This window comes from Acinetobacter sp. ANC 4654 (assembly GCF_002135425.1).
Lineage (GTDB): Bacteria > Pseudomonadota > Gammaproteobacteria > Pseudomonadales > Moraxellaceae > Acinetobacter > Acinetobacter kyonggiensis.
Genome location: NZ_NEGL01000001.1, coordinates 546,650 through 570,659, shown reverse-complemented (window position 1 = coordinate 570,659; position 24,010 = coordinate 546,650). Strand labels below are relative to the sequence as shown.

The 24,010-nt window shown below is 40.5% G+C and carries 20 protein-coding genes; 6 read left to right on the top strand and 14 right to left on the bottom strand.

Features of this window, described 5'->3' with window-relative positions; all coding sequences use genetic code 11:
* Positions 1-211: 211 nt before the first annotated feature.
* The 6 genes from B9T24_RS02695 to B9T24_RS02670 all read right to left on the bottom strand — a co-directional run bounded on the left by B9T24_RS02695 (position 212) and on the right by B9T24_RS02670 (position 5,889).
* Positions 212-937: an amino acid ABC transporter ATP-binding protein gene (locus B9T24_RS02695; RefSeq protein WP_171264838.1), complete on the bottom strand. Its 726-nt coding sequence runs from the start codon at positions 935-937 to the stop codon at positions 212-214.
* A gap of 14 nt (positions 938-951) precedes the next feature.
* Entirely contained in the window at positions 952-1,635 is a 684-nt protein-coding gene (locus B9T24_RS02690) for an ABC transporter permease subunit (RefSeq protein ID WP_086164369.1), read from the bottom strand.
* Entirely contained in the window at positions 1,635-2,378 is a 744-nt protein-coding gene (locus B9T24_RS02685; RefSeq protein ID WP_086164368.1) for an amino acid ABC transporter permease, read from the bottom strand. The genes B9T24_RS02690 and B9T24_RS02685 overlap by 1 nt, the downstream gene beginning before the upstream one ends.
* A gap of 67 nt (positions 2,379-2,445) precedes the next feature.
* Entirely contained in the window at positions 2,446-3,387 is a 942-nt protein-coding gene (locus B9T24_RS02680) for a transporter substrate-binding domain-containing protein (RefSeq protein WP_086164367.1), read from the bottom strand.
* A 598-nt stretch (positions 3,388-3,985) separates the two neighbouring features.
* Positions 3,986-5,155 carry a sterol desaturase family protein gene (locus tag B9T24_RS02675; RefSeq protein WP_086164366.1) on the bottom strand — a complete coding sequence of 390 codons (1,170 nt, stop codon included), beginning with the start codon at positions 5,153-5,155 and terminating at the stop codon, positions 3,986-3,988.
* A 188-nt stretch (positions 5,156-5,343) separates the two neighbouring features.
* Positions 5,344-5,889, bottom strand: coding sequence for a hypothetical protein (locus B9T24_RS02670; protein WP_086164365.1), 546 nt, complete (start codon positions 5,887-5,889; stop codon positions 5,344-5,346).
* 177 nt (positions 5,890-6,066) lie between these two features.
* Here B9T24_RS02670 and B9T24_RS02665 point away from each other — a divergent pair, with 177 nt between their 5' ends.
* From B9T24_RS02665 to B9T24_RS02655, 3 genes are all read left to right on the top strand, one after another.
* Positions 6,067-7,131, top strand: coding sequence for a molecular chaperone DnaJ (locus tag B9T24_RS02665; RefSeq protein WP_086164364.1), 1,065 nt, complete (start codon positions 6,067-6,069; stop codon positions 7,129-7,131).
* Between the two features lie 165 nt (positions 7,132-7,296).
* Entirely contained in the window at positions 7,297-7,707 is a 411-nt protein-coding gene (locus tag B9T24_RS02660) for an endonuclease domain-containing protein (RefSeq protein ID WP_086164363.1), read from the top strand.
* A 139-nt stretch (positions 7,708-7,846) separates the two neighbouring features.
* A complete protein-coding gene (locus B9T24_RS02655; protein WP_086164362.1) occupies positions 7,847-8,917 on the top strand; it encodes a GTP pyrophosphokinase in 1,071 nt (356 codons plus the stop codon).
* Between the two features lie 43 nt (positions 8,918-8,960).
* Here B9T24_RS02655 and B9T24_RS02650 read toward each other — a convergent pair whose 3' ends face one another.
* The gene (locus B9T24_RS02650) at positions 8,961-11,852 is read right to left on the bottom strand and encodes a valine--tRNA ligase (RefSeq protein WP_086164361.1); all 2,892 of its coding nucleotides are present in this window, start codon (positions 11,850-11,852) and stop codon (positions 8,961-8,963) included.
* 186 nt (positions 11,853-12,038) lie between these two features.
* On the opposite strand from B9T24_RS02650, the gene B9T24_RS02645 reads away from it, so the two are divergent.
* Genes B9T24_RS02645 through B9T24_RS02635 form a run of 3 tightly spaced genes read left to right on the top strand, consistent with a single transcriptional unit; the run spans position 12,039 to position 14,256 of the window.
* Positions 12,039-12,701 (top strand): hypothetical protein, encoded by a 663-nt coding sequence (locus B9T24_RS02645; protein WP_086164360.1) that lies wholly within the window; start codon positions 12,039-12,041, stop codon positions 12,699-12,701.
* Between the two features lie 44 nt (positions 12,702-12,745).
* A complete protein-coding gene (locus B9T24_RS02640; protein WP_086164359.1) occupies positions 12,746-13,552 on the top strand; it encodes an SDR family oxidoreductase in 807 nt (268 codons plus the stop codon).
* On the top strand, positions 13,549-14,256 hold the full coding sequence (locus B9T24_RS02635; RefSeq protein WP_086164358.1) for an ATP-binding protein: 708 nt from the start codon (positions 13,549-13,551) through the stop codon (positions 14,254-14,256). The genes B9T24_RS02640 and B9T24_RS02635 overlap by 4 nt, the downstream gene beginning before the upstream one ends.
* 67 nt (positions 14,257-14,323) lie before the next feature.
* On the opposite strand, the gene B9T24_RS02630 is transcribed toward B9T24_RS02635, so the two are convergent.
* From B9T24_RS02630 to B9T24_RS02600, 7 genes are all read right to left on the bottom strand, one after another.
* Positions 14,324-14,764, bottom strand: coding sequence for a YbjQ family protein (locus tag B9T24_RS02630; protein WP_086164357.1), 441 nt, complete (start codon positions 14,762-14,764; stop codon positions 14,324-14,326).
* Between the two features lie 8 nt (positions 14,765-14,772).
* Entirely contained in the window at positions 14,773-15,123 is a 351-nt protein-coding gene (locus tag B9T24_RS02625; RefSeq protein WP_034697358.1) for a YbjQ family protein, read from the bottom strand.
* 105 nt (positions 15,124-15,228) lie between these two features.
* Positions 15,229-16,689, bottom strand: a complete 1,461-nt coding sequence (gene adeK / locus B9T24_RS02620; RefSeq protein WP_086164356.1) for a multidrug efflux RND transporter AdeIJK outer membrane channel subunit AdeK — start codon at positions 16,687-16,689, stop codon at positions 15,229-15,231.
* Positions 16,689-19,877 carry an efflux RND transporter permease subunit gene (locus B9T24_RS02615; protein ID WP_086164355.1) on the bottom strand — a complete coding sequence of 1,063 codons (3,189 nt, stop codon included), beginning with the start codon at positions 19,875-19,877 and terminating at the stop codon, positions 16,689-16,691. Before B9T24_RS02615 ends, adeK begins: the two co-directional genes overlap by 1 nt.
* Before the next feature lie 12 nt (positions 19,878-19,889).
* Complete coding sequence (locus tag B9T24_RS02610; protein WP_086164354.1) at positions 19,890-21,152, bottom strand: efflux RND transporter periplasmic adaptor subunit; 1,263 nt, start codon at positions 21,150-21,152, stop codon at positions 19,890-19,892.
* A gap of 38 nt (positions 21,153-21,190) precedes the next feature.
* A complete protein-coding gene (locus B9T24_RS02605; RefSeq protein ID WP_086164579.1) occupies positions 21,191-21,802 on the bottom strand; it encodes a phosphatase PAP2 family protein in 612 nt (203 codons plus the stop codon).
* A gap of 144 nt (positions 21,803-21,946) precedes the next feature.
* Positions 21,947-24,001, bottom strand: coding sequence for a site-specific recombinase (locus B9T24_RS02600; protein ID WP_086164353.1), 2,055 nt, complete (start codon positions 23,999-24,001; stop codon positions 21,947-21,949).
* Between the last annotated feature and the right edge of the window lie 9 nt (positions 24,002-24,010).

The following is a 24,010-nucleotide window of genomic DNA, read 5'->3' as shown; positions in this document are numbered from 1 at the left end:
AGTTAAGAATAATTCAATGATTACTCATTTAAAAATCTCCCCTCTTGCGAAGCAATGCTTCTCATCTTTGAAAAGAGGGCAACTATCAAGAATTTAAAATCATTTTAAATTCTTGAAACTCCCTCCTTTGAAAAAGGAGGGTTGGGGAGGATTTCAAAATGCTTAAGTGAACAGCAGACCCTTTGATCTGCTTTTTTGAATACCTTTTGCTTTAATGCAAAATTTTATTGAGGAATTGCTGCGCACGTTCGCCACGTTGGCTGTTAAAGAACTCATTCTTGGTACAATCTTCGACAATTTTCCCTTGGTCCATAAAGATCACCCGATTGGCAACCTGACGCGCAAAGCCCATTTCATGGGTTACACACATCATGGTCATACCTTCTTTGGCCAGACCCACCATCACATCTAGCACTTCATTGATCATTTCAGGATCAAGTGCAGACGTCGGTTCATCAAACAGCATGGCAATGGGATCCATACTTAAAGCACGGGCAATGGCAACACGCTGCTGTTGTCCGCCTGAAAGTTGGGCAGGGAATTTATCGGCTTGAGCACTCAGCCCAACACGGTCTAAATAGGCTAAGCCTTTTTTCTTGGCTTCTGCTTCAGAACGTCCCAAGACTTTAATTTGGGCAATGGTTAAATTTTCAGTAATGGTTAAATGTGGAAACAGTTCAAAATGTTGAAACACCATACCCACACGGCTGCGTAATTGGTTTAAATTGGTTTTGGGGTCTTTGATGGAAATGCCATCCACCACAATATTGCCTTGCTGAAAGGCTTCTAGACCATTCACTGTTTTAATTAGGGTCGATTTTCCTGAACCAGAAGGACCACAGACCACCACCACTTCACCTTGATGGATTTGCGTATTGCACGCTGTGAGTACCTGAAATTTGTCGTACCATTTACTCACGTTCTGAATGTCGATCATCACTTTGTTATCATTCATACGCGTAACCTTCTTTGTAATTTCTTAACGGCATAGGTTGCCAAAATACTAATGGTGAAATACACCAATCCTGCAAATAAAATGTATTGCGTCAGTAGCGACATAAGATCACCACGGACATAGTTGGTTCTGAAGAAGTCTAATAAGCCGATGGCATACACCATGGTTGAATCTTGGAATAAAATAATGGTTTGTTGTAGCAGTAACGGCGTCATTTTACGAAAAGCTTGAGGTAAGATGATTAAGCGCATGGACTGCCCATAACTCATGCCTAAAGCTGAAGCCGCAGCAGATTGCCCACGTGGAATAGATTGAATGCCAGCACGAACAATTTCAGAAAAGTAAGCTGCTTCAAACAGCATAAATGCCACAATACTCGAAACCAATGCCGTATCTATGGTGAGGTACGTTCCTGTGATTGCAGTATAAATAAAAGGGACTGCAAAATAGAACCACATCAAGACCAAGAGCAAAGGAATGGAACGAAACAGGTTTACATAGCCTTGCGCGATAAAGTTCAGCACTTTATTGGAGGATAAACGCATTAAAGCCAGTAGCGTCCCAATGAAAATACCACCAATGGTCGCAATGACCACAACTTTTAAGGTAATGCTGAAACCATGCCATAGCGCAGGTGCAGAGCTTTGAAAATCATTAAAAAATGCAGTTAGCCATTCCATTATTTAGCTCCTGCAATTAAACCAGGGACATGCAAACGTTTTTCTAGCAAAGTCATTAAGGTAATTAAACAGACATTAATCACAATGAAAATGAGGGTGACGTAAGTATAAATTTCGATGGTATTTTGGGTGTATTCACTGATGGTTTTCATCTGTGAAATAATTTCAGCCACACCAACCAGTGATGCAACCGAGGTATTTTTGACACAGTTGGTTAACTCTGAACTTAGGGGTGGCAAAATGGTGCGAAACGACTGGGGTAAAACAACATAACGATAAAGCTGCGTTGTATTGAATCCCATCGCATAACCTGCATTAATTTGTCCTTGCGGTAAGGCTTCAATCCCTGTGCGTACCTGTTCACAAACTCGTGCAGCGGTAAACAACCCAAGACCGACACTGGCAGAAATTAGTGCTGTAGTATTGGCACTTAAGTCGTTAATCCACCAATCACGAATGCCGCTAGGTAAAAAGTTGGGAACCACATAAAACCAGATAAATAATTGAATCAATAAGGGAACATTACGGAAAATGGTGACATAGGCTGTACCAATGGTACGGGCAGTTTTATTGGGTAAGGTACGCATGATGCCGAGAATGCTTCCAAGCACCATCGCAATGCTCCATGCCACAATAGCAATGAGCAATAACCAACCGAGACCAATTAAAACCCAGCTTAAGTAGGTGCTATCACCGATCCCTGTGGATTGCCACAAAACGCCCCAATTCCAACTATAATTCATAGCAACTCCCGATAAGCATCGAGCAAAGAATCCATTCTGCCCGATGCTACATATTATTTTTTAAGGATTATTGATCGCGATCATGCGGTGTGCTGATCAGTGCTTTCAATTGTTCTGACATTGGGAAGTTTAGGTTAATATTTTTTGGTGGAATCGGTTGCTGGAACCATTTTTCATACATTTTGTTAATTTCACCAGAGCTGTAGGTGGCTTTGATGGCACTATCAACCACCTGTTTAAAGCCAGTATCACCTTTACGTAACATACAGCCATAAATTTCGTGGATAGGCGCAGTCCCAACAATTTCCCATTTGTTTGGCTCAGCGGCTTTCGATTTTTCACCTGCAAGTAAAATATCATCCATCATAAATGCTGCGGCACGACCGTTTTGCAACATCAAGAAAGATTCAGCATGGTCTTTGGCAGAAATAATTTCGCCAATACCTAACTCTTTTTCATGCTGGCGGATATAACGCTCAGATGTTGTTCCTGCTGTGGTAACTAATTTTTTGCCTTTTAAATCTGCAAAATCTTTCACTCCAGAATCTTTAGCCGTGAGTAGACGCGAACCGACTTCAAAATAACCCACAGAGAAATCAACTTGTTGTTGGCGTTCTTTGTTGTTGGTGGTTGAACCACATTCAAGGTCAACCGTTCCGTTTGAAACCAATGGAATTCGATTTTGACTGGTGACGAGGTTATAGCGCACTTTTAAATCTGGCATATTCAGATCTTTTTTCAGTGCTTCAACCACTTTCATTTGTAAGTCATGTGCATAGCCAACTGGTTGGGTTGGGTTGTCGGCAATATAAGAGAAAGGAATAGATGAGTCTCGGTAACCCAGTACAATGGTGCCCGATTTTTTAATTTTATCGAGTGTGCCAGAAGTACTGGCATCTCCAGCAGGTTTTTCGCCCGATGCTGGTGCTTTATTGTCGCTACAAGCACTGAGTCCAAGCATGAGCGCGCTTGCACAAAGTAGAGAGGTCATGGTGCGTTTCTGTGTCATGTATAAAACTCCATTTTGTGTTTTTCATTATCATTTGCTGTCATTGTTACTGATGAACCGTCAATCAGCGCCTGAATCCCTCAGGCTTTTTGTCTGTGTCAAAAAACACATCGAATTTCATCTTAAGCGAGATTTGAGGGATTGCTCAAGTAAATTTTTTTGCGGATTTGTTAACGGTAACTCTTTAGGATTTAAACAGTTTTTATGAACAGCAAATTAAGATAAAAGTACAGCACAATATATGCCAGCTATGTCGGTTTTTAAGTTCAGCTTAGACAAAAGATAAAGGAAGTATGCCCAATAGGGTTAATTTTTAAAAAAAATAGAGTGGTAAGATGAATGGGTAAATCGCTGAAATATATTTTTTATTGGATATTGAAAATTGTTTGGCTAATGCCAATTTTTTCAAATGAAATGACATCTGAATATTCATAATGATTTGCACAAAAAACTGCAAGGATGAATGAATTTGGGATATTTTTTAGACTGTACTTGGCATGCTTAAAGAGTGAAAAATTAAAGATGCAGCTAGAAATGTTTTACCTTCTTGAAGCCACAAATGTTGATCCAGCGTATAGAAAATAAAAAGACTGTTAAATTAATCTTTTTTAATGTCAGATGAATTGCCAAAACGTTTTTTGACACGGTTGACATATCTTTTAAATGGCCAAGTAAATTGCTTCACAAAGCTGTTTGGAATTTTATAACCAACGGTGCCATACACACTGGCAAGGTGATTGGGCATATAAACACTTTTAAAAATGACATCGTAAAGTGGAATAAATGCGGCATAATTTTTATCAATCGCTGGCTTTTCTGAAGAATGATGCCAATGGTGAAATTCGGGTGTGGCAATAATGCAGCGCAGATAAGGAAAACGAAAACGCACATTAGAATGGATAAAAATAGCGTGAAAAGAAATAAAGATTAAATAAGCAAACACCGCTGAAGTATGAAAGCCTAAAAGAAAAATCGGCAAAGTGGCGATAAATCGCGTCATTAGCACTTCCACAATATGTAGGCGCGAAGAGGCTAGCCAGTCCATATGTTCCGTAGAGTGATGAATGGCGTGAAAGCGCCATAGGAAATTGACTTCATGCATGGCGCGGTGCAGCCAATAAGTGGTGAAATCCACCACAATCAGCAACTCAATAAACTGTAGCCAAATGGGCTGCGCTTGTACCAGTGGCACAATTGGATTATTTGGAATATGGGTAATCCAATACTGAATAGGCATGACGGTTAAAAAACTAAACAGCTGAATACCGACATGGCTAAACATGAAGTATTTCATATCCGTCACCCAACCGACACGTAGAATTTTCTGTTCGGGATTTTTGGCAAAAAAACCTTCTAATGGAATAAAGACCAAAGCCAGAATAAACAGTGTCAGCACAAAATAATCGAAGCCTGCATAGAAAGGCAGACTGGGCAGTACAGGAGCTTTAATCACACCACAGCCTAGAACAGCAGCAATTAATGCAAGGCAGAGACCATAAAAACCATAGCGGTTTTGACGGGCAATTGCACTGAATGCACCAAAGCCTGAACTGATCACAATGCCCGCCATCAGACTAAAATAAAACGCATCATAATGCTGTGTATACAGTGGTCGAAGTTCTGGTGTGGTCAGCACGCTGGGAAATAAAAAGCACAATGCGCCAAATAAGCAGAGAAAAGCTGTGGACACAGAAATAAAGGCGCTGATTTTACCGAGTCCAGCATTTAGTTCTAGGTTTTCGAATTTGGCTCTGAGTTGATCAGTCATTGTGAATATCAAAATTTATTATTGTCTATGCTGTGAATGTTAACAAAAAATGATCAAGGATGTAAAAAATCTCATAAAGGTGGTCGTTGATTAAGCTGGATAGTGGTCAGCAGCATATAGCAGATGCTCTATATAAAAAGACATAATGCTTGGCTGTAAATCAAAATGATTTTTAGCTGCTAGTACTATTATTCGGTTGAGGTTGAGGAATAGTTGGTTTCTATTTTTTCAATGATTTTTGAGGTGAACTGGTCAATTTTTTGTGCATGTTGAATTAAATTCTGTTGATGCTCAATCCATTTTTGTTCTGAAGGCAGACGTAAATGTTGCGATAAAATTTCTTCGGAGTGAAAAAGTTCAAAGGCCAGTTGGTTGAGTTGTTCATCATAAATATTACTGTGCACAAAAATGTGCAGCTCTTTGGCAAAGACAGGAATTAAGTTTAAATATTCAGACTCTAAGGTTTTAATCGCATCTATTTCACTTTTTTGTTGGTGCTGAAACTCTTGAAGAAAGGCAAACGTGCTATTCCTAAGTTGGTAAAGTGTAGGCAGTAAGGTAATAAAAAACTTTTGTTTTTGGTTTTCCAGAGTTTGCTGTTCATATAAGCGTTGTTTACGGTCAAAATGCAGGGGAACTGCAACGGCAACAAAGATGGCAATGACTGAACCAAGGGCCTGTACCCATGCAGCAAGTTCCTGATTAAAAATAAGATTGGCTTGTGTAAGTGCCATATTTTCCTCATGGTTGTTTTTGTTGTACAAAGCCTAGTCTATGTTGGATGAGTACTTTAATGAAGGATAATTTTCTTATTGCTAACAAAGCTTTGCCGATGCGTTATAAAAGCATCATTAGCTTTGCGCTGATGGAATGTTATTATTGATATCATTTTTCTTTTGCTTATTTTTTCTATGTCTTTTGATTTAAAACTCAGTGCGCAGCAACAAGATTCGCAAAATTTATCACCACAACAAAAAAAGTTAAATAGGCTAATTGAGCAAATTGAACAGCAAAAAATACAACTGGCAGCGTGGCAAAAAGCCCAAGCTGAAATTCAGCAACAGGCACGTAAAACCCTTGTTCCCATCTATACTGAACTGCATGACATACTGTTTCAGCAGCTTGAACAGTTATGGAACAGCTTACAGAGCTATGAGTTTTCGAAAGCAGATATTGCACAGCTGGATGATAAAATTAAGAATCTTGCGACAATCTTAAAAAGTTCCCAAGTGCTTTCAGAACAGCAAAAGCTGAAAGTTATTCAAATTGATCACTTTTACCAACAACATACAGAACATAATCAAGCGAAAAAGAGTAAGAAAAAGCCAACGATTGAAAGTCATGATCCGACAGAAACCTATGATCAGCACTTAAATCATGAACAAGCCGATGTAGATTTAGATGGTTATGAGTATGATGAACAGCAACATGAAGTAGAACGTGAACAGCACAGGTTAAATAGACAAAAACAAAAACGTGAGCAAGTGCAAAAAATGGCGCAGCAATCGCTGAAAACGGTATATTTAAAAATTACTTCGATTATTCACCCTGACCGTGAGCAAGATGAACAGATCAAAGTTGAAAAAACGGAGATGCTGCAACACGCCAATCAAGCTTATGAGCAGAAAGATTTATTTTATTTACTGAAACTGCAAATTCAGGTTGAGCAAAATAGGGGCGTAACTCAAAAAGGTTTGAGTAATGAGCAAGTGAAGTTTTATAAACTGGCTTTAGATGCACAGAAACAGCAGTTAGAGGGTCAGATTGATGACATTATTGAGTCATTGAATTGGATGAAACAAGCGAAATTAAAAGTTCAAAAGTCCTCAGGCACAATTCAAATTGCGGATATGTATAAGAAATTAGAAGCGGATTGTACTGAATTAAAACAGCAAGTGAAGTGGGAAAAAGAACGATTGAAATATATGAGTAAGTTGAACGGGTTGGAGATGTTGTTGGGGAATGGGGTTTTGTGATTTTTAAAATTACCTCTCCCTTTCGCAGCAGTGCTGCTCATCTCCTGAAAGGAGAGGGAACTTCATTGCGTATCAAGTAATTATTAAAATTAACAAAGGATTCTCCCTCTCCCTCAGGGAGAGGGTTGGGGTGAGGGTGTTCGAATAATAAAAAGAGGATAAAAAATGAAATTAGACCCACAATTATTAGTATTCGCCAAATCTATGCGTACCAACGCCACCGATGCCGAAAGCCTCATGTGGCAACTTTTACGTGCCAAACGTTTTATGAATCTAAAATTTCGCCGTCAGCATGTTATTGCACCCTATATTGTGGATTTTTATTGCCATGAATTAGGTTTGGTCATTGAGCTAGATGGCAGTCAGCATAATACGGAAGATGGTCAGGCTTATGATATTGAACGAACCAAATTTTTAGAGGCTTTGGAGTTAAAAGTTGTGCGTTATTGGAATCATGATGTGTCGGGGAGGATGGATGAGATGTTGGAGGATTTGTGGCGGAGATGTTCTGAATTAAAAAAACCTCTCCCTAGCCCTCTCCTAAGAGGAGAGGGAACCTCATTGCGTATCAAGTAATTATTGAAATTCACAAAGGATTCTCCCTCTCCCTCAGGGAGAGGGTTGGGGTGAGGGATATTTAAGATAAAAATAGAGTGAATTAATTATTTTAAAATGATATAAAACATATAATTAAGAATATTATCTTGAGGACATTGTGAATTCTAAAGTTGAATTAAAAAGTAAGGATGATCATGGACATTGGTATGATAATAATATTGATCCCTATAAAGGATTAGCAGAAATTATAGCCATCACCATAAAAAATTCTTTAATTTCTCATAAAATTAGTTTTGTTGATGTACCTTATAGACATAAAACAAAAAAAAGCTTTATGAAAAAAATTGAGGATAAAATTTCTGAGAAAGCTTATACACCAGAAAGTATGACTGATTTAGCAGGAATTAGGGTCATAACATTAATTGAGTCTGATGTTCAAAAGGTCTGCGACCTAATAAAAACTATGTTTAATGTACATGACCAAGATAGTGTGAATAAGTCTGAAAAATTAGGTGAAGAAAAGGTTGGATATCGTTCTGTTCATTTTGTCTGTGATGTAGGTGATATACGAGAACAGCTTCCAGAATTTTCTGCTTATAAAGAATTTTGTTTTGAAATTCAAGTGCGAACAGCATTAGAACATGCGTGGGCAGAAATTGAACATGATCGTGGTTATAAATTAGGTGGGAAGTTACCTTCGCACCTAAACCGCCGTTTTAAACTTCTTTCAGGGTTATTGGAATCAGCAGATCTAGAATTTAATCGTTTAACGGTTGAAATAGAGGAATACTCGAAACAGCTTAATGACAGTATCCAGCAAGACGAATTAGATTATGAGTTAACAACCATTGGATTAAAACAATTATTTCAGAATAAATATAAGAGTTTACGATTAACTGGTCTAGAATTGACAGATGAAATTGGCAAGACTTTAATTGATGAATTAAATAGATTTGAGATCGATACGCTTTCTACATTAGATACTAAAATTAAACAGGCTATTAGCCAGTATACATTTCAAGAAAATAATACAATTTTAGGGTTCTGTCGAGATTTAATGATGATAATAGACATTCATAAATATTTTGAAAATTCTTTTTTAGGATCTAAATCATGGGGAGTAACTAATCCTGAAACTTATGCATTTTTAACTAAAAAATATCAAGAAGAAGAAATTAATGCTATTTTTAAAAAATATGAAATTATTATAGTCGAAGATGATGAATAAAAAATCCCCTCATTTGAGGGGATTTTTAAATTAAATAAAAATATTAAAGCGCTGCAATCTGATCCATATTCGCTTTAATTTTCACTAACTGGTCAGCAAACTCAGCAAGCTTAACCTTTTCACCTTCAACTACAGCAGCAGGTGCTTTCGCCACAAAACCTTCATTTGAAAGTTTTCCTGCAATTTGGTCATGCTGTTTTTGAACTTTGTCGAAGTCTTTCTGTAAACGTCCCAATTCCGCTTTCGGGTCAATTAAACCCTTCATTGGAACAAATACAGACACATGACCCACAACGCTTGATGAAGACAATGGCGGTTGCTCAGCTTCAGTCAAGAAAGTAATGCTTTCAACTTTTGCCAATGCTTTCACCAATGGTTCAATACGTGCAATCTGTGCTTTTTCAGCATCGGTGGTGTTTTGTAGCAATACAGGCAGTAAACGTGCATTGCCTAAGCCCATTTCACCACGAATATTACGCACCGCACCAATCAAACCTTGTAGCCATTGCATATCTGCTTCAGCTTGGTCATTGATTTTTGCAGGGTCAGCAACAGGGTAAGCCGCAGTCATAATCGTTTCGCCACCCAAACCAATCATTGGCGCAAGGGTTTGCCAAATTTCTTCGGTCAAGTACGGCATAATTGGGTGTGCAAGACGTAACGATGCTTCCATTACCGCAAGTAATACACGACGAACTTCAGCTTTACGCTCTTCAGCCACATTTTCATCATTTAGAACAGGCTTAGTCAGCTCGACATACCAGTCACAGTATTCATTCCAAATGAACTCATAAATCGCTTGCGCAGCCAAGTCTAAACGATAAGTCGCAAAGGCTTGTTGAACCGCAGCTTCCGCTTTTTGTAAACGGCTCACGATCCATTGTTCAGGGAGTTCCCAAAGATCAGGGCGTGCAGTTTGACCAACCGTTTGACCTTCAACATTCATCAGAACAAAACGCGTACCATTCCAAATTTTGTTGGCAAAGTTACGATAACCTTCAACACGTTTCATGTCGAATTTAATGTCACGACCAGTGTTTGCAAGCGCGCAGAACGTGAAACGAACTGCATCTGTACCGTAAGCTTGAATGCCTTCTGGGAATTCTTTACGGGTTGATTTTTCAATCTTCGCGGCTTGTTTCGGATTCATCAGACCTGTAGTACGTTTTTGTACCAGAGTTTCTAAATCTACACCGTCAATCAAATCTAAAGGATCAAGCACGTTGCCTTTAGATTTAGACATTTTCTGACCTTCGCCATCACGTACTAAACCATGTACATACACAGTTTTAAACGGAACTTGTGGCGTGCCGTCTTCATTTTTCATGAAGTGCATGGTCATCATGATCATGCGGGCAACCCAGAAGAAGATGATGTCAAAACCAGTTACCAATACATCAGTCGGGTGGAAAGTATTGAGGAAATAGTTTTCCGCATCTTTTTTCGCGTCGCCAGTCCAACCTAAAGTTGAGAATGTCCATAAACCTGATGAGAACCACGTATCTAACACATCTTCATCTTGTGTGAGTTGAACATCAGCAGCAATGCCATTTTCTTCGCGTACTTCAGCTTCATTACGACCGACATAAACATTGCCATCTACATCGTACCAAGCAGGAATACGGTGACCCCACCACAATTGACGTGAAATACACCAGTCTTGAATGTTGTTCATCCAAGACATATACATATTGCTGTATTGTTCAGGCACAAATTTAATGTCGCCATCTTTCACAGCTTGAATTGCAGGTTCAGCCAATGGTGCAATTTTTACATACCATTGGTCGGTCAATAACGGCTCAACAATCACGCCTGAACGGTCACCGCGTGGCGCTTTCAAGTCATACGGTTGAATTTGTTCTAACCAACCTTCAGCTTCAGCTTGTTCAACCAATTTTTTACGTGCCGCAAAACGCTCTAAACCAATATAGTCGGCAGGGGCAGCAATGGTTTTAGAAATTTGTTCGCCCGCTTTGGCAATAAATTCAAACTCAGCCAACACTTCTGCATTTTTGTTGAAAATATTGATAATAGGCAATTCACAGCGTTTACCCACTTCATAGTCATTGAAGTCATGTGCAGGAGTGATTTTTACACAGCCTGTGCCGAAATCTTTTTCAACATATTCGTCAGCAACAACAGGGACGAGGCGACCTGTAATTGGAAGCACAATGTTTTTACCCACAAGGTGCGCATAGCGTTCATCTTCAGGATGCACCGCAACAGCCGAGTCACCAAGTAAGGTTTCAGGACGCGTGGTTGCAACGACTAAATAGTCTTTGCCATCTTGTGTTTTGAGTGACTTATCTTCAAAGAAATATTTGAAATGCCAAAGTGAACCTTTTTCTTCTACTGATTCAACTTCTAGGTCAGACAGGGCCGTTTGTAATTTTGGATCCCAGTTCACTAGGCGTTTACCACGGTAAATTAAACCGTCTTTATGTAAACGAACGAAGACTTCTTTGACTGCATTGGATAAGCCATCATCCATCGTGAAGCGTTCACGTGACCAGTCGACAGATGAACCTAAGCGACGAATCTGGTTGGTAATGTTATTACCCGATTGTTCTTTCCATTCCCAGATTTTGTCGATGAACTTTTCACGACCTAAGTCATGGCGGCTAATATCCTGTGCAGCCAATTGGCGTTCAACCACCATTTGCGTTGCGATACCCGCATGGTCTGTCCCCGGTTGCCATAAGGTATTTTTACCCGACATACGGTTATAACGCGTCAGGGCATCCATAATGGCATTGTTAAAACCATGACCCATATGCAAGCTACCAGTGACGTTTGGCGGCGGAATCATGATACAGAATGAATCACCTTTTTGAGACGGCTTAAAGTAGCCATTGTCTTCCCAAGTCTTGTACCATTTTTTTTCGATCTCGGTTGGATCGTAGGTCGTAGCAATATTTTGAGCAGAATCAGTCATAGTAAAAACAGATCAAAAGTGAATAAAAAATTGGTTCTATTGTAGCAAAAAAAAACACAGATTAGGCATGTTAAGCAAATGCAAAAAATAAGCGTTTGGCACAGACTGAATAAGTATCTTATGATAAGCATTCAATAAGAACAGCACGCATGGTCGCAGAATAATTCTAACAAGGAGGTCATTATTATGAATTATGTAATTTCTTTAAAATTAACGCCCGAAACCCACCAACGCTTTCAGCAGATTCATCAGCAATTGAATGCAGGTGAAACTGAAAGTTTGGCCAAACCCTTAGGTGAAGTGCTGGCAGATATTTCTTGTGAAATTGTCGATCAAGTGTTTGGTGAAATTGCACGGTTATCTCAATCTAAAGACCATGAATCAGAAAAAGTCGTTCAGCAAATTTTAGAGATGGTACGTAAATATATGCCTTGGTCGGTTTCATTTTTTGCCAATGAACGTCTCACACCGATGGTGAATTATTTAGAAAATATGGCACATGAAAAAGACGGTCAAAATTATATTTCTTATTCTGTCGATCACTTGTTGGTTGTGGAACTTTTTGAGTGTATAGAGCAAATGAAACAGGGAAATATTCACTATGTTTCACCTGCTTTAAAAGCATTTACTCAAATGGTGGATCAGGGTGTGACAAGTTTGGTACGTGAGCCTAAAAAAATGTTGAAATTCAACTTGGTGGTTGATAAAACATTAAATGGGGTGATTAGTTTGACCACGCAAATGGGTTATAAGCGTTTAGAAAAACTGGGTACACAGTATGATGCTGAAACGACCCCACGTTATTTTGATCATTTCCTCATGTTTTTGAGTCATGTACCAAAACAATAACCCATGCACAAATGTGTAAGATTGAGTAAAAACAGGAAAGTACTATGGCAAAGCAGGGCAGTTTAGACAATAAAGTGGTATGGATTACAGGTGCATCTTCTGGTTTAGGTAAAGCCCTTGCACAAGAGTGCGCTTTACAGGGCGCACAGGTTATCTTAACTGCACGTCATATAGATGAATTGGAAGTTGTTCGCCAAAGTTTAGTCCATCCAGCTCGACATATTTGTTTAACTGCGGATATTACCGATGAGGCGCAAGTGCGTCATGCTTATGAGCAAGTGCTTGAACAGAAAGGTCGTATTGATTGGCTGATTAATAATGCAGGTTTGAGTCAGCGTGCTTTAATTGCCGATACCAGCATGCAAACTGAACGCGCCATTATGGAAGTGGATTACTTTTCACAAGTTTTTCTGACTAAAACCGTTTTGCCGACATTTTTAAAGCAAAAATCCGGTCGAATTGCTTTTGTTTCCAGTGTGGCGGGTTTGTTAGGCACGCAATATCGTGCGTCCTATTCAGCAGCCAAAGCCGCGATTCATATGTGGGCGAATAGTCTACGTGCCGAAGTGGCGGACGAAGGTGTGGGGGTTTCTGTTATTTTTCCCGGGTTTGTGAAAACCAATGTGTCGTTCAATGCTTTAAATGGTGAAGGCAAAGCCCAAGGGCATCAGGACGAAGCCATTGAAAATGGTTTAGAGCCAGAAGCCTTTGCAAAAATAGTGGTGACTGCTTTATTGAAAGATGAAGAATATATTGTGGTTGGCGGGAAAAAAGAACAACTGGGTGTGTGGGTATCTCGCTTATCTCCACGCTTATTGTATAAAATGATTCGTAAAGCCAAAGTGAAATAAGTGTGAATATTCGTAAAAAAGCTGTATTTAACTGGAGTGGTGGTAAAGATTCAGCTTTAGCACTGTATAAAGTTTTACAGCAAAATCAATTTGATGTTGTTGCCTTATTAACAACAGTGAATGAAGAAACAGAACTGTCTTCAATGCATGCCATTCCTCATGCATTGTTGCTGAAGCAAGCCGAAAGTATCGGCATTCCGTTTTATCCAGTTTTCTTGCCTAAAAATCTTCCAATCTATGAACAAAGAATGAAGGATGCCGCCAATCACTTTAAAGCACAGGGGGTAGAGCACTTTATTTTTGGTGATATTTATTTAAGCGATGTGCGTAAATATCGTGAAGATCGTTTGCATCCATTAGGAATAGAAGTGGTTGAGCCTTTATGGAATCAAAATTCGAATGAAGTGATGCAAGATTTCTTAGCGTCAGGCATCAAAACCAAAATTATTGTGACCGATGCCAGCAAGTTGGGTGAAGCTTTTATCGGACAAGATATTAGCTCGGCATTGATTGACTTAATGCCAGCCGAAGTCGATGTGTGTGGTGAAAATGGCGAATATCACACCTTTGCTTATGCAGGTGGTTTGTTCAAAACTCCTGTTGATTTTAATATTGTTGAAACGCGTAACATGTCTTATGAGTTTAAGTTAGACAATGGCGAAGAAAAAATCTATCACTACTGGCAAGCGATATTTGCCGAGTAGGGATTTTGCACAGTAGGAATGATGTCCTGTCATAAGGCTGATCAGGACATTGTTTTGCTTTTCTAATCTAATGATGGTTGATGATGGCCGTGCCATAAGCAAAGACTTCAACCATACCACCTTGCATGCCAAGTTCAGTAGTATTGAGACGAACGCCCATAATATGATTTGCACCCATCGCATGTGCTTCTTGCTTGAGTCGAATCATGGCTTCACGCCGTGCACGTTCAACCACACTTTCATAACTGGTTAAACGACCACCGAAAAAATTCTGAATATTGGCAAGCACGTATTTGAAATAATCATGTGAGATAACCACATTACTACTGACCAGTTGTCCTGTTGCGGAGGTCTCCACAAAGCGGTTGGTATCAATCCGAATATGCGCAAATTGCTTTTCTTTTTCATCCAGTTCACGCAGGTGTTTTTGTTCGATATGACGACCAAAACCCCAACCTACTGCAAATAGAATGAGAAAAACAACAATTTGAAAAATTAATCCATCCATAAAATCGCCTATGCGCCAAATGGATCAGGAAGTTTAGCTGTGACAGGCTGAACAACAACAGCCGTACCATAAACAAAAAGTTCAGATGCGCCTTGAGCAATATTTGAAGTAGAGAAGCGAATACCGACAATGGCATTGGCACCCATGGATTGTGCTTTATCAATCATGCGGCTCATGGCTTCTTGGCGTGATTCTTCTAAGAGTTCGGTATAGGCGGTCAGTTCACCCCCGACAATATTTTTGAGCCCTGCCAGCAAATCACGTCCAACGTGTTTACTACGCACAGTGCTGCCATAAACCACATCAATTTGACGGCTAATGGTGTGACCGGGAACGGATTCTAAATTACTTAAAAGCATTTTTTGATATTCAAAGGAATAGGTTGTCATCAAGATAGGAAATCAGGCTTTAAAAAGCAATAAAAAAGCCTGCATGGTGCAGGCTTTTTTAACATTGGTTTAGAATTATTGAGCGTTGTTTGTTGCTTTACGCTCAGCCGTAGACGGCTGCTGTTGAGTTGCATCACCCGTATTGGCTTTAACACCACCACCGAGTGTTTTATACACTTCAACTTGATTGTTCATGTTGGCTTGTTCGAGCAACAATAAACCTTGTTCCGCTGCATAAGAGGTGCGTTGAGCATCTAATACAGTCAAATAACTATCAATACCGGCACGGAAGCGAGCATTTGAAAGTTTATAGGTGGTATTGGTGGCATCAACTAAACGACGTTGCGCAGCTAAACGATCACCAATGTTTTGACGCACAGCCAAAGCATCATTCACTTCGCGGAAAGCGGACTGAATTGATTTCTCATAGTCAGATAACGCAATTTGTTGATCTGTTTCTGAAATCTTGATGTTGGCTTTACGCGTACCCCAATCGAAAATTGGAATATCCAGACTTGGGCCTAGAGACCAAATAAATGCACCTGATTTGAATAGGTCACTGAGGTCAGTCGACGCATAGCCAGCAGAACCCGTCAAACTAATGGTTGGGAACATACGTGCTTTAGCCGCGCCAATATTGGCACCCGCAGCAGACAGTTTATATTCAGCAGCACGGATATCCGGACGATTATTTAGCAAGTCACTTGGTAAACCAGCGCCCACCACATTGCTTTTGCTAATACGTGTTACACGTTGATTCGGTAACAAGTTTTCAGGCACTTGCTGACCGACAAGGAGGTTCAACAAGTTCTTGGCTTGAGCAATTTGAGTTTTATAATTTGCAACATCATTACGGGCAGTTTCTACAGAAATCTGTGCCTGACGAACAGGTACTTCACTGTCGATTCCCACATCGAAACGTTTTTTGTTGAGATTATAAGATTCAAGTTGAGCTTTTAGCGTTTGGTCAGCAAGTTTTAAATTTGCATTGGCAAACGAGTAATTCAACCATGCTTGAGCTACTTGACCAATCAACGCAATTTGAGTGGCATCACGCGCACTTGACGTTGCTAAATACGAGTCTAAAGCATTGTCTTTTAAACTACGAACACGACCCCAAAAATCCAACTCATACGCCGTCACACCTAAACCAACATTGTAGCTGGTGATCGGCTTTTGGCTGCTTAAAGTGTCTTGACGAAGTACGCCACCACTTGCACCAATGGTTGGAAGTTGGTTGTTTTCAGTAATTTGGTACTGTTGCTGCGCACGTTGAATATTCAAAGTCGAAGTACGCAAATCACGGTTATTGGCTAATGCTAAATCAAGCACCTGTAACAGGCGTTGATCGGCAAAAAAGTCTTTATAACCTTGCTCAGCAATTGAAGGACCAGAAACATCGGTTAAATAACCTTGTTCTGGAATATTTGCTTGAGCTACGGGCTCTGGGCCACGCATGCTTTGACAGGCTGTCAAAGCAAGCGCAAGTGCAGATACCGCAATGCTACGACCTGAAATAGACCATACTTTTTGCATCACGATGCTTGCTCCTGATTATTTTGGTTTTTAGGTTTGTATTTAAAGATACTTCGAATCCAGACATAGAAGACTGGAATAAAGAAGATACCCAATAAAGTAGAACTGATGACGCCACCCAGTACACCATAACCAACAGAGTGTTGACTACCTGCACCTGCACCTGAAGAAAGCGCAAGCGGAAGTACACCAAAACCGAAGGCTAAAGTGGTCATAATAATTGGACGTAAACGCATTTTTGCTGCATGCAGGGTTGCTTCAAGTAAAGGCTCACCTTTATCTTCTTGCAGTTCCTTGGCAAATTCTACAATCAAGATCGCATTTTTTGCAGCCAAACCAATGACAGCAATAATGGCAACTTGGAAGTAAATGTTATTGGTTAAGTTTGGATCTTTAAGCAAAACCATACCTAAGAAAGTTAAACCAATCGCACCGACAATACCTAAAGGAATGACCAGCAGTACAGAGAATGGAATAGACCAGCTTTCATAAAGGGCAGCAAGACATAAGAACACGATTAACATCGATAACGCATAAAGTCCGGCAGTTTGCGAACCTGCTTCACGTTCTTCTAAAGATAAACCAGTCCATTCATAATCAAAACCAGTCATACCCATCGAAGGAAGTTTGGCCATGATTTCTTCCATTGCCAACATTGCATCACCCGAGCTGACACCCGGTGCAGGTGTACCTTGAATATTAACCGATGAAATACCGTTATAACGTTCAAGACGTGGTGAACCATAGGTCCATTCACCTGTAGCAAAGGCAGAGAAGGGAACCATTTGCCCAGCAGTATTACGTACATACCACTTGTTCAGATCTTCAGGCATCATACGTGCATCAGGAACAGCCTGTACATACACTTTCTTCACACGACCACGGTCGATGAAGTCATTGATGTACGCACCACCCCAAGCAATACTCATGGTGCTGTTAATTTCTGAAATACTAACGCCCATAGCGCTGGCTTTTTCATTATCAACATAAATTTTATACTGTGGCGTATCTTCTTGACCGTTTGGACGGACACCTGCAAGACGTTTGTCTTGAGCTGCCATACCTAAGATCATGTTACGAGCAGTCACCAGTTTTTCATGACCATTACCCGCAGAATCTTTCAGCATAAAGTTAAAGCCAGCAGAAACACCCAATTCTGGCATTGCAGGAAGCTGCAATGGCATGATGTAAGATGCATCTTTAGCAATCACATTGAGCGCCATACCACGTTGGATAATGGCACCAATTTCAGATTCAGGCGTGGTACGTTCGCTCCAGTCTTTCAACTGAATAAATGCAAGACCCGCATTTTGACCTACACCGGTGAACGAGAAGCCCGCAACACTAAAGAGAGATTCAACATAGGGTTTTTGCTGTTCACCTTCTAAGAAGAAGCCCGTCATTTGATCAATGACTTTTTCAGTACGGTCAAGGGTCGCATTCGGCGGAAGTTGAACCAGTGTCATCACGACACCCTGATCTTCATCCGGTAAGAATGAACTTGGTAGGTTTTTAAAGAGGAACAACAAACCAACAAGCACCACAGCGTAAATTGCGCCCGCAATGAACTTGTGAATCAGAAGCTTGCCGACCCATTTTTGGTAGCCTTCAGCCATGCGTTCAAAGCGATGGTTAAACCAACGGAAGAAGCGCGCAAAAATACCATTACTTTGCTCTTTGTCTTTATCGTGTTGTTTCAGCAACGTTGCACAAAGCGCAGGGGTAAAGGTCAAGGCTACAAGCAATGAGATAATCATTGCGGTCACGAGAGTAATAGAGAACTGACGGTAAATAACACCCGTTGTGCCACTAAAGAATGCCATCGGTACAAATACTGCGGTTAATACAGTAGTAATACCAATTAAGGCACCCGAAATCTGCTTCATCGACTTTTCAGTTGCTGCAACAGGGTCGAGGTGTTCTTCAACCATCACCCGTTCCACGTTCTCGACCACAACAATGGCATCATCCACTAGCAAACCGATGGCAAGAACCATGGCAAACATGGTCAGTGTATTAATGGAGAAACCAAATACATTGATGACAGCAAACGTACCCAACACCACGACAGGAACAGCCATGGTTGGAATAATCGTTGCACGCCAGTTCTGTAAGAACAGGAACATCACAATGAATACAAGAATAATCGCTTCAATTAAAGTATGAACCACACTTTCAATTGAAAGTTTGATAAATGGAGTCGTATCGTACGCCAGTTTATCTTGTAAGCCACTTGGGTAGTTTTTACGTAATTGTACTAAACGTTCTTCAACTGCTGCTGCTGTGTCTAAAGCATTGGCACCTGTTGCAAGTTTAATGGCTACACCACCAGCAGGCTTACCATTGAATTTAGAAGTAAACTGATAATTGTCCGAGCCTAATTCAACTTTAGCCACATCACCTAAAGTAACTTTTGCACCAGAACCCATACTTTTCAAGAAAATATTTTGGAACTGTTCAGCCGTTTGTAAAAGACTTTGTGCATTAACCGTAGCATTCAGGACTTGACCTGCAACTGCGGGTGCACCGCCTAATTGACCTACTGCCACTTGTGCATTTTGGGCACGTAAGGCAGCAACCACATCACTTGGTGTGAGTTGGAAACTCGTCAGTTTTGCAGGATCTAACCAAATACGCATGGCATAAGAACCACCAAATACTTGTATTTCACCTACACCCGCTACACGACTGAGTGGTTCAGAAATATTTGAATTCACATAGTCTTTAATGTCGGCATCTGTGAGTGAATCATTCGGGGAATAGAATGCCAATACTTGTAAGAAGCTTGCGCCAGATTTCGTTACTTTTACACCCTGACGTTGTACATCTTCAGGAAGCAGTGCAGTCGCGGATTGTAATTTATTTTGTACTTGAACCTGAGCAATATCGGGGTCGATACCTTGTTCAAAGTTCAAAGAAATTGAAGCTTGACCGTTACCCGCACTATTTGAAGAAATATAGCGCAAGCCATCAAGACCGTTCATTTGCTGCTCAATGATCTGTGTCACTGTATTTTCTACAGTTTCAGCAGATGCACCCGGATAAGTTGCAGCAATGGTGACCGTTGGTGGAGCAATGGTCGGATATTGTGCAATTGGCATGCCGCTGAGGGTTAAAATACCCGCCAGCATAATTACCAATGCAATCACCCATGCAAAGATTGGGCGATGAATAAAAAATTGAGCCATTCAGTCTACCCCTTATGTATTTGAAGTAGCTTTTTGTTCAGCTTTAGGCTGTGCTGGTTTGTCTGCTTTATTTGCTTCTGCCGCAGGTTGTGCAGCACTACCTTGAGGGGCAGCTGCTTGAGGCTGATAAGGTTTAGCAACCACGGTTGCACCTTCTTTGACCTTCGCTACACCATCAACAATTACTTTCTCACCAGCGGTTAAGCCACTCGTTACGATCCAATCTTTACCTTGTACACCGACAGTTTCAACAGGGCGTGTCTCAACCACACCTTTGGCATTCACCACCATGGCCATTGCTTGACCAGTTGGGGTACGGGTAATGGCCGCTTGAGGAATCAAGATGGCATTTGGAATCACACCTTGTACAATTTGAGCCGTAGCATACATACCCGGAAGCAATAAATGATTTGGATTCGGGAATACCGCACGTATGGTAATGGTTCCAGTATCTGGGTTCACACTGGCATCAGAGAATGCAAGACGACCTTCAACAGGGTAGTAGCTACCATCTTCTAGCTTTAATTTTACTTTGGTATTGTTGCTGCTGTCTAAACGACCTTGGCTCAGTTGTTGACGTAAACGTAACAATTCAGAGCTAGATTGGTTGATGTCGACATAAATCGGGTCTAAGCGCTGAACAGTCACTAAAGGATCTGCTTGGCTTGCCGTGACTAATGCACCAACTGTTACTGTTGAACGGTTGGTTTGACCTGAAATAGGCGAACGAACTGTAGAAAAACCGAGATTAATTTCAGCATTTTTTAGTTCAGCTTGACTGGATGCTACATCTGCTTCAGCTAACTTAACTTGGGCAACCATATCATCATAGTCTTGTTTTGAAATGGCATTGCTGCCGACAAGTTGACGATAACGGCTTTCTTTAACACGTAACGCATTTAAGTTGGCTTGTTGGCGATTTAGTGCAGCACGTGCACTATCAACGCTAGCACGGTTGGTACGTGAGTCAATTTCATACAAGGCTTGACCTTCACGAACATAACTACCTTCAGTGAATAGACGTTTGAGAATCACACCACTGGTTTGAGGACGGACTTCAGAAATTTCAAATGCCGTGGTACGACCTGAAAGTTCTACCGATTGCTCTACGCTTTGTGGTTGAGCAACAATGACACCGACTTCAGTCGGAGGCATTTTTTGGGCAGCAGCAGCTTGCTGTGCATCCTTGGGATCTTTGCTACAACCAACAAGTGCAATACTTGTTGCTAATGCGCAAGCGGTTAAGGCGGGCGCCCATAGCTTTGCAGACATCATTGTTCCACCTCGATTAGATTATTATCTAAAAATTAAATCTAAAAATTAATTTGTTTTGTGTGACTAAATTTGGCATACAACAGATAAAGTAGTGTGATCCAAATAAAACCTATGCTCCAACCTGCTAAGACATCAGAGGGGAAATGCACACCAAGGTAAACCCTTGAAATTCCCATGATCAACAACCATGTAACAGCACAGACACAAATCAGCTGGTGCTTTGAATGTTTTTGACTTAAATAAATTACAAGACAGCTCAACGTCGCGGCATAAACACTATGAGCACTGGGAAATGAAGCACCATAGCTTTGGACCAGATGATACATTTCAGGTGGTCGCGGTCTTGAAAATATATATTTGAGTAGCCAAACTGTGGCAGTACTTCCTATAAGGCCTAAACCAATAAAAACAACATTTGTATACTTTTTGTACCAGCCTTGATGGAAACACCATAGGGTGGTTAAAAATAGAACAAATGGTATACTCCCCATAGCGGAAAGTGTCATGGAGATCGTATTTAAATGTACTGTGCGATGTTGGCTTATCCATTCGACAATCACGAGATCAAAGTGACTGAGTGAAGGGGTAAAAAGCACTAATACATTGAAAAAAAATAAGAAAAATCCTACACCAAGCAACCAATAAGGCATTTGATTGACCTTTGTTATATTGGCCGATTGAAGCATGGCCAATTAATGCTTAAAGTGTACTAATCAGTACACTTTATTTCAAGTGCGTGTAAATTATGCTCATTTCTTTTTTACTCATTTTTAAATGAGAAGTAAAACAAAAAATTACTTATGCGTAGATTTTTGTGATGAAGGGGATTCATCCACTTCTAATGGGGTCTTGGGTGGCCAAAAAAAGTCACTTGGTCTGGTTAAGAAATGAGTGAGTACCAGTTTAGCCAAAGGCTTCCACTGTTCAAATCGAACCCGTCGTGCACGAAGTGCCACAATAATGGTCAGGGTAAAGCTGACAAATAAGTTCGTCAAACCAATCAATAACACGCCTAAAAATGACACAAAAATTAAGCCAATTTCAGGACTACCATTAATATTGATTAAGCCTTGAATAAAGTTGGCAGAAGCAAACGCAATATGTCGAATATCGAGGGGAAGACCTAAGATGAAACCAATGGTGCCCATGCTTCCGAGCATAATTCCGAATAAAAAATTCCCAGCCAGAGCACCTAAATTACGTTCAATATAAGCTGCAAATGTATTAAGACGCTCTTGTCCTAATATCAGTTTGAGATGCGCGTGAGCTTGTAAACGTGGACCGACTTTGCGGTACACGGCCATGTTGTCAAAGTAACCTGCAATTAGCCCCGAAAAAAACAAACAGACACCTGCAATGGCAGCATGTGGAATAGCCAATGACGTAAAAGGATTGAGTGAGTGCAAAGTTCTGGTGGCTTTGGCATGATTCAAGAGCGGTTCATCCATCCCGTATTGCCAGAGCAGGGTAATGACTGCCGCAGTTGGAATGGCAATTGAAATGTTGCCTAAAATTGCAATAAATTGAGTACGGATAATATTAATAATCAGTGCCGCAAGTTCAGCAATCTGTGCCGTTTTAGAGCCTTTACGATGCTGTACTGTGGCAGCCAGTGCAGCGGCTGTCATCGCAGGTTGCTTGGTTGCAACCGTAAAATGCAAAACGTGAATCAGCATAAAACCAAATGAATAGTTCATGCTGAAAATAAAAGCCTGCATCATGGGTGCCATGACCATACGTGCTGACAATATTTTAAGTGTTGCCATGGTGGCAATAATCACCCCTGCACCAGCAGCGGACTTGTACATCGACCAAAAGCCTTGCTTGTCGGTACTCACATAATGCTCACCCGTTTTACTGGCATTTTCTGTGACTTGTAAGGCAATCAGTTCACTGTTGGTGGCCAAAAGGGATCGAACGCTACGCTCACTATAAATTGCGGTAGTGATATCCACCATCAGCAAGCCTAAAGATTCATAGCGAATTTTATCTTCATCCACAATCAAATTGAGTAACAGTTCAATTCGGTCTAGACATTGCTCAAGTAAAGAAAGCAAATAGGTCAGACTAAGGCTAACGCCAATTCTTTTGGTGGCACGGCGAATTTTGAATACCACATCACGACATTGTTCAATCATCACCAAGGCTTGTGCGGCATCGGGTGGAACAGTCACGGCTATGTCGTCTGTATTGTGATGTAGCTTTTTATAGTATTGAATAAACTCTACAATTTCCCGATTTTGTACCAGAAAAGGTGATTCATATTCGGTTAAGTCGGGTTGTGCATTGATGAACTCTGGATACAGCCCAATCCCACTAATCCGATAAGATAAAACAGTAATCGCTTTAATCAGCTCACTTTTAATTTTAAGCTTTTCTGATTGATTGCCGTGACCTTGATTGAGTAATGCAAATAACTTTTGCCAATCATCACTCGAAATGCTGTCCAGCCAATATTTATCACTGCGTTGATAAAAGACACGACGGACTAAATCTTGCAGTTGGCTTTCATCATTAATCAGGGGCAGAAAATGAGCACCTAGGCGTTGGGCGAGCTGATTCCAAAATCCATCGAGTGATAAAATACCGGTGTCGGCATATAAACTGGTTTGTTTGTATTGGCTAATCAATTTTAAGATAAATGTTTGTAACGTGGATGCAGCATGGGGTGTAATCAGCAGCACTTGTAATAAAGCTTGAAATTTTCTGTTGATTTCTTCTGTATCGGTGGAGTCTATTGGTCGAATACGATTGACCAATTCAATGAGCAGCGAATCATCAAGAACAGCTTGATGAGACTCAAGCTGTTCCTGCATGGTTAAAAATAGATCATTAAAATTTATATGCATAGGCGAATG